The organism is Frankia sp. CoBUL1, assembly GCF_978021245.1.
Genome location: NZ_CDXDOS010000197.1, coordinates 1 through 6,412 on the forward strand (window position 1 = coordinate 1; position 6,412 = coordinate 6,412).

The following is a 6,412-nucleotide window of genomic DNA, read 5'->3' on the forward strand; positions in this document are numbered from 1 at the left end:
TCGACTCGCCCGCGACGAGTTGCGCCACTTCGCGTTCATGGCGGATGTGGTCGAGCGGTACCTGCGCCGGGAGGGCGACGCCGTGGTGGAGCCAATCCGCGAGGTCATTGTGACCTTCCGGATGCCACTGGCCGACACCATCCGCGGCTACTGGCGATGGGCACTGCGGATCAGGGAAGTCGCCCACTACGATCACACGGATGCCTACGCTCACCTTATCCGGGTCGTGAACCGCGCCGTCAACGCCCGGTCCGACCGGGTGAATGAACTGGTCACCTTTATCGACGCATGCCGGACCGCCCCCGGGCCACCCGACCCGGCTCATCTTCGCGACGGCCGGGAGTAGCACAAGTGCTACTCCCGGGGGGTGGCCGGGATAGGGCTTCGAGAGGTCCGGCAGAACGCCAGCGACCTGGTACGCCGCGCTCAGGCCGGTGAACGGTTCACCATCACCGTGGCCGGCCAGCAGCCGTCCTCGGCCCGGTGAGTCCGCGTACGTGGCGGCGCTGGGACGATCTGGCTGATCTCTTCGCGCAGCCGGAGGACACCGACTGGCCGCAGGACCGCAACCTCGTCGACGGTTCCCTCACGGATCCCTGGGAAGGCCGATGAATCGCGGCGTCCTCGACACCAGTGTCCTGGTCGCCACAGACGTCACCCCCATCTCCGGCGAGTTGGCAGTCAGTGTCATCAGCATCGCCGAACTGCAGTTCGGTGGTATGTATTCGGAAGTGGTGTGAGGGCATGGCGGCGGGTGGCGTGACGGTGTGTCACGCCGTGCCGGGGTGGGTTAGTGGAGGGGTTGTTTCCAGGCTTCGAGGTCGTCGGGGTTGGCGCGCCAGGGCAGGAACCGGTCGAGGTCGGCGCCGTCTGGGGGTTTGCCGCCGCGCCGGCCGCAGGTGTCGAGGTAGTCGGTGAGGTAGGTCAGGGCGTTGAGGCCGTGTTTCTCGGCGGTGCCGATGACGGTCCAGAACGCGGCGGCGCGTTCGGCCGCGCTACTGTCAAGATCCAGAAGTGGGTGGTCCCGGTGGGCGAGGATGCCCGGCCATCGGCGTTCGAGCGTGGCGAGGGCGTCCTTCGCCTTCGGCTGCAGTCCCACGGACTTCTGCTGGGTGCGGCGGGCGGGGTCGATCGCGCCGGCGGCGTCATCCCAGGCGGTGTAGGCCGCGGCCAGCGTCTGCTCGGTGGTGGGGCCGGGGGTCTCCTGGGCGGCGGTGAAGGCGGTGCGTAGCTGGCCGTGGGCGAGGTAGAGCGCGGTGAACAGCTTCGCCCAAGCCTTCCACCAGTACTCCAACTGGGTCGGGTTGGACAGCGCCGCGCGGATGAAGTGCCTTCTGAGATGAGCGACACACCAGAGGTTCACGAGACCGTCGCAGCGGCGGCCGGCCGAGACGTAGACGGTGTAGAAGTCCGAGGACAGGACCCGTTCACGCTGGTCGGCGCGCATGGTCAGGGAGAACAGCAGCAGGGCCAGGCCGACGAGGCGGAGCAGGCCGTGGATCCGCTGGTTGTTCTCGACGTAGGGGGGCGACGGCGAGCGGGTCCTTGAACGCGCTGTAGCGCCGCTCGGAGGCCTCCTGGCCCTTGTAGTCGAGGAAGACCCCGGCGGCGTCTTTCTCCTCGATGCTCTGGTTCGTCAGCAGCGCGAACCAGCCGTCGGCCTTCTGGGCGAGGTCGAGCGCGTCGGGGTCGAAGAACCAGGTCAGGTGTGGTCTGCCGGTGTCGGGGTCGGTGTCGACGTGCGTGCGCAGCCACGCCCCGACACTCTGCGGTGATCTTCTCGACGCGGGCGCGGACCGCTGCCTCGTCGGGGTAGTAGCGGATCCCAAGGTTGCGGTGCAGCACGACGAGCGCCGCGCGCGCCTTGTCGATCTGTTTCGTGCGGGTGGTCGCGGACGTCTCGGCGCGCCGCGCCGAGTGGGAGAAGACCGTGCGCACGGGGAACGGCGGGTCGGCGGCCTTCGGCCCGCGTAGGGTCGTGGTCCCCTCGACGACCCGGTGGACGTCGCGTTCGTGGAACAGCTTGTCCTGGTCGTGTGTTGGGCCGCCTGACGAGTGTCAAGCTGACCGTGCTGTTCATCTACTCCGGCGTTGAGGACCGGCGCATCGAGCCCCACCCCTCCGAGGTCGCGGCGGCCTCCCTGCGGCTGGCAACCGCCGTCCGGCCCCGCCGCTACCGCACGATCTTCTACTGGCGTCCGGGAACTGTGCGACATCTGCCCGGTGGGTCAGATCCGCCGGTGCCACGAGGCCCACCAGGTCCCTACGCGAGCGCAGCTGGTGGCCCTCGCGAGCACGGTGCCCGACACGGACGGCCTTGAGGTCGTGGACATCACCGACCGGGCCGCCGTGGTCGCGGGCCTCCCGCACGAGCAGCCCCGTTACTTCCTCCAGCACGCCCTCGGCTTCCAGGTCCACGACGTGCGCCATCCTCACCACGCGCGGCGCCACGGCCGCGCCGACATCGGATGGAAGGAGCCGGTCGCCTCATGACGGACTGGACGAGCCTGGACTACGCCGTGGTGGATGTGGAGGGCAACGGCCACCAGCCGCCGGACCTGGTGGAGCTGGCGGTCGTGCCCATCACCGGCGGCGTGATCGGGGAGCCGACCGCCTGGCTCCTGCGGCCCGAGCGCCCGATCACCGGATTCGCCCGCCGCATCCACGGCATCACGAGCGACATGGTCGCAGGCGCGCCGGTCCTGGCCGACGTGGAAAAGGAGATCCGCGCGGCCCTGGAGGGCGTGGCAATCGTCGCCCACAACGCGCACGTTGACCTCGGCGTCCTGCGGCGCAGCCTTCCAGGTTGGGAACCGCGGGACGTCTTCGGCACGCTCAGGCTCGCGCGGCGGCTCCGGCCCGAGCGCGTCAGCTACCGGCTCGGCTCGTTGGTGGAGGCCTTCAACCTGGCCGACGGCTTGGACCCACAGCACCGGCCCCACCGAGCCACCTACGACGCGCTGGTCACGGCCCGGTTGTTCGCGCTGCTGGCAACAAGCCCGGCCGGCCGCCCCCTGTCCCTTGACGAACTCCGCGACCTTCCCCCTGGAAGCGACGATGACCCGGCTGCGACCCTTTTCTGACCACCGCCGAGGACTGTTCATCAGCGTGGACGGACCGAGCGGGGCAGGCAAGTCCACGCTCGTGCGCCACCTCGCCCAACTGCTCGTCGCGGCGGGCGAGGACGTCCACGTCACGGCCGAACCGTCCGCCGGCCCCATCGGTGTACTGGCCCGCGAGTTGACCGAAACCGTCACGGGACACGCCCTGGCCTGCGTGTATGCGGCGGACCGCTACCACCACGTCGAGACCGAGATCCGGCCGCATCTGGAGCTGGGCCAGACCATCATCTCCGACCGCTACGTGCCGTCGGGGCTGGTCATGCAGCGCTTCGACGGCCTGGACCCGGCCTTCCTCTGGGCACTCAACGCCGAAGCCGCCCGCCCCGACCTGTGCGTCATCCTCGAGGCCGACCCCGACATCATCGCCCGGCGCCGCCGAAGAGGTGCCGGAGCTGGCGAAGGAGCTCGCCGACCTGGGCCAGGTCGGGCGTCTGCGCAACCCGTCCTTGTGGGAGGCGCTGGGCGTTGCCATCCTGCGCCAGGTCATCCGGGCGGGGCAGTCCAAGAAGCTCTACCGGACCCTGTGCGCGGCTCACGGCCAGCAGGTGGAGCTGCCAGACGGTGGCACGTTGGCTCTCTTTCCCACCGCTGAAACGGTCCTCGGCCTGACCGGCGTGCAGTTCACCGAAATCGGTCTGGCCTTCAAGCGGCCGGCGTTGCAGGCTGCCGCGATCGCCTACCTGGAGCACGGCACCACCTGGAGCCGTCTGTCTTGGCCCGCCCTGGTTGACGAGCTGCAAAGCGTGCGGCGCATTGGCCCGTGGACGGCCGGAGCGGCAGTGGCCGACTATTGGCTGGCCGACAAGGAAACCAAGGACGAACCGCGGCGGCGGCGCTCCTGGTCGCGGGAGCGGATCAGGTCCTGGCCGGCGTCGGCCTCCACACCATCTGCCGCCAGTGGAACGATCTTGGCATCGCCAGCGCCACCGGCAAGAAGTGGCAAAAACCCGTCCTGCGCAACATCTACCTGTCCCCGCGCATCGTCGGCTACCGGGTGTATGGCCCCACCTCCGTCCCGCTGGAGAAGCGCTACGTGGTGGACGCGGAGGGTCAGCCGGTCAAGGGCCAGCAGCAGCCCATCCTGAACCTGGAGGTCTGGGAGGCGGTGGCGGCGAAGCGCCGCGACCCGAGCCGGGTTTCCAAGCATGTCCACATCGGCGGACGGAAGTATCTGCTGTCCGGGATCATCTGCTGCGGCTTCTGCGGCCGGCACCTGATGGGCGGCTACGACCGGCGGTGGGACAAGCACCATTACGCCTGCAAGGCAGTCACCGCGGGCGGGTGCGGCAAGGTCGGCGTCACCGGCCACCATGTTGATGACATTGTTTCCGAGCTGGTCCTGGCCTACCTGGCAGGCCGCGACGTCGAGGCCGGTGCCGGCCAATGGCCAAGGGCGGGAGAGCCTGGCCAAGGCGGAGGACAAGATCGCGGAACTCATGGGTGCCTACGACCGGGACGAGCTGCCCGGCCCGTACGTCTTCCCCCCGTGTGCGCGAGCAGGAGCAAGCAATCCTCCACCTGAGGGCAGAGCAAGCCGAGTGGATACGCGCCCACACCGTCCCCAAGGTCACGAACGTGGCCGAGGCATGGCCTTCCCTGGAGCTGGAGCAGCGCCGGGAGATCATCAGTACCGTCATCGAGGCCGTCGTACTCAAGGCGGCTGACGGCCCAAAGAACCGCTTCGACCCCGAGCGGGTGGAAGTGGTCTGGCGTCCCTGACGCCTCCGCCCCGCCGGACGCACCAGTCCGGCGGGGTACTCGTCGTGGGTACCCTGACGGGCATGGGCCTGCACCTGTCCGGCGATCCAGAGGCGGACGCCTTCATCACCGAGTACCCCCTGGCGCTCCTGGTGGGTATGGTCCTAGATCAACAAATTCCTCTGGAGAGGGCGTTCGCTGCTCCCCATGAGCTGACCCGGCGGCTCGGACGGCCGTTGGACGCGGAGGAGCTGGCGAAGTACGACCCCGACGCGCTGGGTGTGATCTTCTCGCGGGTGCCGGCGCTGCACCGCTTCCCGGCTTCGATGGCCAAGCGGGTGCAGGCCATGTGCCAGCTGATCGTGGACACCTACAACGGGGACGCGGCCCGGGTGTGGACGACCGCGGCTGACGGCAGGGAACTGCTGGAGCGGGTGGCGGCGCTGCCGGGGTTCGGCCAGCAGAAGGCCAGGATTTTTGTGGCGCTGCTGGGTAAGCAGCTTGGCGTGACCCCGCCGGGGTGGCGGGAGGCGTCCGCGCCGTTCGGGGACGAGGGCACCTTCCGCTCCATCGCGGACATCACCGACGTCTCCACCCGTGACCAGGTCCGGGAGTACAAGAAGGCGATGAAGGCCGCCGCCAAGGTAGCCTCCGCATAACCATGAGAGGATGTGACTGTCACGTTATATCCACGCTCCGACGGTAGGCTAGTGGCTGATCAGGCGCCTGCGGTGACTTTAGACCGTGTGGTGGTTTCTCGACTTTCGCGGTTTTCTTGATCTCCAATTTTATGGTTGACGTCGCGTGAGACGTGTTCTGTGCGTGTTTGGTGTGCTGGTTCGTGGTGGGGTGTTTGAGCTGGTTTGCGGTCTCGGGTCGATGTCTGTTTTGTCTGGTTCCCGGGCTGTGGGGCCGGGATGGGGGCTGGTCAGGCCGCGAGGGCGCTGTCGGTGGTGGCCCAGGCGAGGCGGAGGGTGTGGATTTCCGCGTCGGTCGGGTTCGCGGGCCGTGTGGGCTGATATTGGGCGGTGATCAGGACGCGGCGGAGCTTGACGGCGAGGTCGGCGGTGGAGGGGCGGGTCTTGGTGGTGTACCAGGGGGTGCGGGCGCGGTGGTCGGCGGCGTCGCCGTGGTGGTGGCCGGTGGTGAGGTACCAGGCGAAGGCGAGGGTCTGGCAGGCCAGGCCGAACGGGACGGTGCGTTCGACGGCGGCGGTGAGTCGGTTGCGGGCCTGGCCGACCCCGAAGATCTGCTTCGCGTCCGCGATCGCGACCTCGATCGACCAGCGGGCCGCATAGCGGGCGACGAGCTCGGCGGGCCTGGTCAGGGTGTCGGTCGTGACGAGCGCGAGGTCGTAGGTCCCGGGCCGGTCGGTGTCGCGGACGAGGACGACGGTGACGGGGCGGGGGCCGAACACTCCATACCACAGGCAGCGGATGACCGCCGTGTGCACGGTCCCGGCGCGGCCGTAGCGGGTCACGGCCGTCGGGCGGAACGTCGCGGCCGCGGCGAGCTGGGCGAGGGAGGGCAGCCGGTCGCCCTTGAGTCGGGGCCGGCCACGTCTCCCGGTGCGGGGTGGGGCGGGGGCGAAC

Annotated in this window: 12 protein-coding genes and 2 pseudogenes; 10 read left to right on the forward strand and 4 right to left on the reverse strand. The window is 69.2% G+C overall.

Features of this window, described 5'->3' with window-relative positions:
• From AC08OX_RS13450 to AC08OX_RS13465, 4 genes and pseudogenes are all read left to right on the forward strand, one after another.
• Nucleotides 1-346 (forward strand): annotated as a pseudogene (locus AC08OX_RS13450) (acyl-ACP desaturase); the annotation flags it as partial.
• 21 nt (nt 347-367) lie between these two features.
• Nucleotides 368-487, forward strand: a complete 120-nt coding sequence (locus AC08OX_RS13455; protein WP_476608136.1) for a type II toxin-antitoxin system Phd/YefM family antitoxin — start codon at nt 368-370, stop codon at nt 485-487.
• Nucleotides 484-612 (forward strand): hypothetical protein, encoded by a 129-nt coding sequence (locus AC08OX_RS13460; RefSeq protein WP_476608137.1) that lies wholly within the window; start codon nt 484-486, stop codon nt 610-612. Before AC08OX_RS13455 ends, AC08OX_RS13460 begins: the two co-directional genes overlap by 4 nt.
• Nucleotides 609-740: a hypothetical protein gene (locus tag AC08OX_RS13465; RefSeq protein WP_476608138.1), complete on the forward strand. Its 132-nt coding sequence runs from the start codon at nt 609-611 to the stop codon at nt 738-740. The genes AC08OX_RS13460 and AC08OX_RS13465 overlap by 4 nt, the downstream gene beginning before the upstream one ends.
• A 50-nt stretch (nt 741-790) precedes the next feature.
• Here AC08OX_RS13465 and AC08OX_RS13470 read toward each other — a convergent pair whose 3' ends face one another.
• Together AC08OX_RS13470 and AC08OX_RS13475 are read right to left on the reverse strand one after the other, a co-directional pair.
• Nucleotides 791-1,447 (reverse strand): IS66 family transposase, encoded by a 657-nt coding sequence (locus tag AC08OX_RS13470; RefSeq protein WP_476608139.1) that lies wholly within the window; start codon nt 1,445-1,447, stop codon nt 791-793.
• On the reverse strand, nt 1,428-1,829 hold the full coding sequence (locus tag AC08OX_RS13475; RefSeq protein WP_476608140.1) for a hypothetical protein: 402 nt from the start codon (nt 1,827-1,829) through the stop codon (nt 1,428-1,430). The genes AC08OX_RS13470 and AC08OX_RS13475 overlap by 20 nt, the downstream gene beginning before the upstream one ends.
• 451 nt (nt 1,830-2,280) lie before the next feature.
• On the opposite strand from AC08OX_RS13475, the gene AC08OX_RS13480 reads away from it, so the two are divergent.
• The 3 genes and pseudogenes from AC08OX_RS13480 to tmk form a co-directional block, all read left to right on the forward strand.
• Complete coding sequence (locus AC08OX_RS13480; RefSeq protein ID WP_476608141.1) at nt 2,281-2,493, forward strand: hypothetical protein; 213 nt, start codon at nt 2,281-2,283, stop codon at nt 2,491-2,493.
• Nucleotides 2,490-3,083, forward strand: a complete 594-nt coding sequence (locus tag AC08OX_RS13485) for a 3'-5' exonuclease (RefSeq protein WP_476608142.1) — start codon at nt 2,490-2,492, stop codon at nt 3,081-3,083. Before AC08OX_RS13480 ends, AC08OX_RS13485 begins: the two co-directional genes overlap by 4 nt.
• Nucleotides 3,058-3,447: pseudogene (gene tmk / locus AC08OX_RS13490) on the forward strand (dTMP kinase); the annotation flags it as partial. The gene AC08OX_RS13485 and the pseudogene tmk, both read left to right, overlap by 26 nt.
• Before the next feature lie 34 nt (nt 3,448-3,481).
• Here the strand turns inward: tmk and AC08OX_RS13495 are convergent.
• Complete coding sequence (locus tag AC08OX_RS13495) at nt 3,482-3,811, reverse strand: hypothetical protein (protein ID WP_476608147.1); 330 nt, start codon at nt 3,809-3,811, stop codon at nt 3,482-3,484.
• A gap of 71 nt (nt 3,812-3,882) precedes the next feature.
• On the opposite strand from AC08OX_RS13495, the gene AC08OX_RS13500 reads away from it, so the two are divergent.
• From AC08OX_RS13500 to AC08OX_RS13510, 3 genes are all read left to right on the forward strand, one after another.
• On the forward strand, nt 3,883-4,644 hold the full coding sequence (locus AC08OX_RS13500; RefSeq protein ID WP_476608143.1) for a recombinase family protein: 762 nt from the start codon (nt 3,883-3,885) through the stop codon (nt 4,642-4,644).
• 53 nt (nt 4,645-4,697) lie between these two features.
• Nucleotides 4,698-4,841, forward strand: a complete 144-nt coding sequence (locus tag AC08OX_RS13505) for a hypothetical protein (RefSeq protein WP_476608144.1) — start codon at nt 4,698-4,700, stop codon at nt 4,839-4,841.
• 62 nt (nt 4,842-4,903) lie between these two features.
• Nucleotides 4,904-5,479 carry an HhH-GPD-type base excision DNA repair protein gene (locus tag AC08OX_RS13510; RefSeq protein ID WP_476608146.1) on the forward strand — a complete coding sequence of 192 codons (576 nt, stop codon included), beginning with the start codon at nt 4,904-4,906 and terminating at the stop codon, nt 5,477-5,479.
• A 269-nt stretch (nt 5,480-5,748) separates the two neighbouring features.
• On the opposite strand, the gene AC08OX_RS13515 is transcribed toward AC08OX_RS13510, so the two are convergent.
• Nucleotides 5,749-6,412 (reverse strand): hypothetical protein (locus AC08OX_RS13515; protein WP_476608145.1); only part of this gene is annotated, 664 nt, incomplete at its 5' end.

What these genes read in the sequence shown, in the direction of transcription:
- AC08OX_RS13465 (WP_476608138.1), top strand. Translation starts at nt 609, where the DNA reads ATGAATCGCGGCGTCCTCGACACCAGTGTCCTGGTCGCCACAGACGTC.
- AC08OX_RS13470 (WP_476608139.1), bottom strand. Translation starts at nt 1,447, where the DNA reads ATGCGCGCCGACCAGCGTGAACGGGTCCTGTCCTCGGACTTCTACACC.
- AC08OX_RS13485 (WP_476608142.1), top strand. Translation starts at nt 2,490, where the DNA reads ATGACGGACTGGACGAGCCTGGACTACGCCGTGGTGGATGTGGAGGGC.
- AC08OX_RS13510 (WP_476608146.1), top strand. Translation starts at nt 4,904, where the DNA reads ATGGGCCTGCACCTGTCCGGCGATCCAGAGGCGGACGCCTTCATCACC.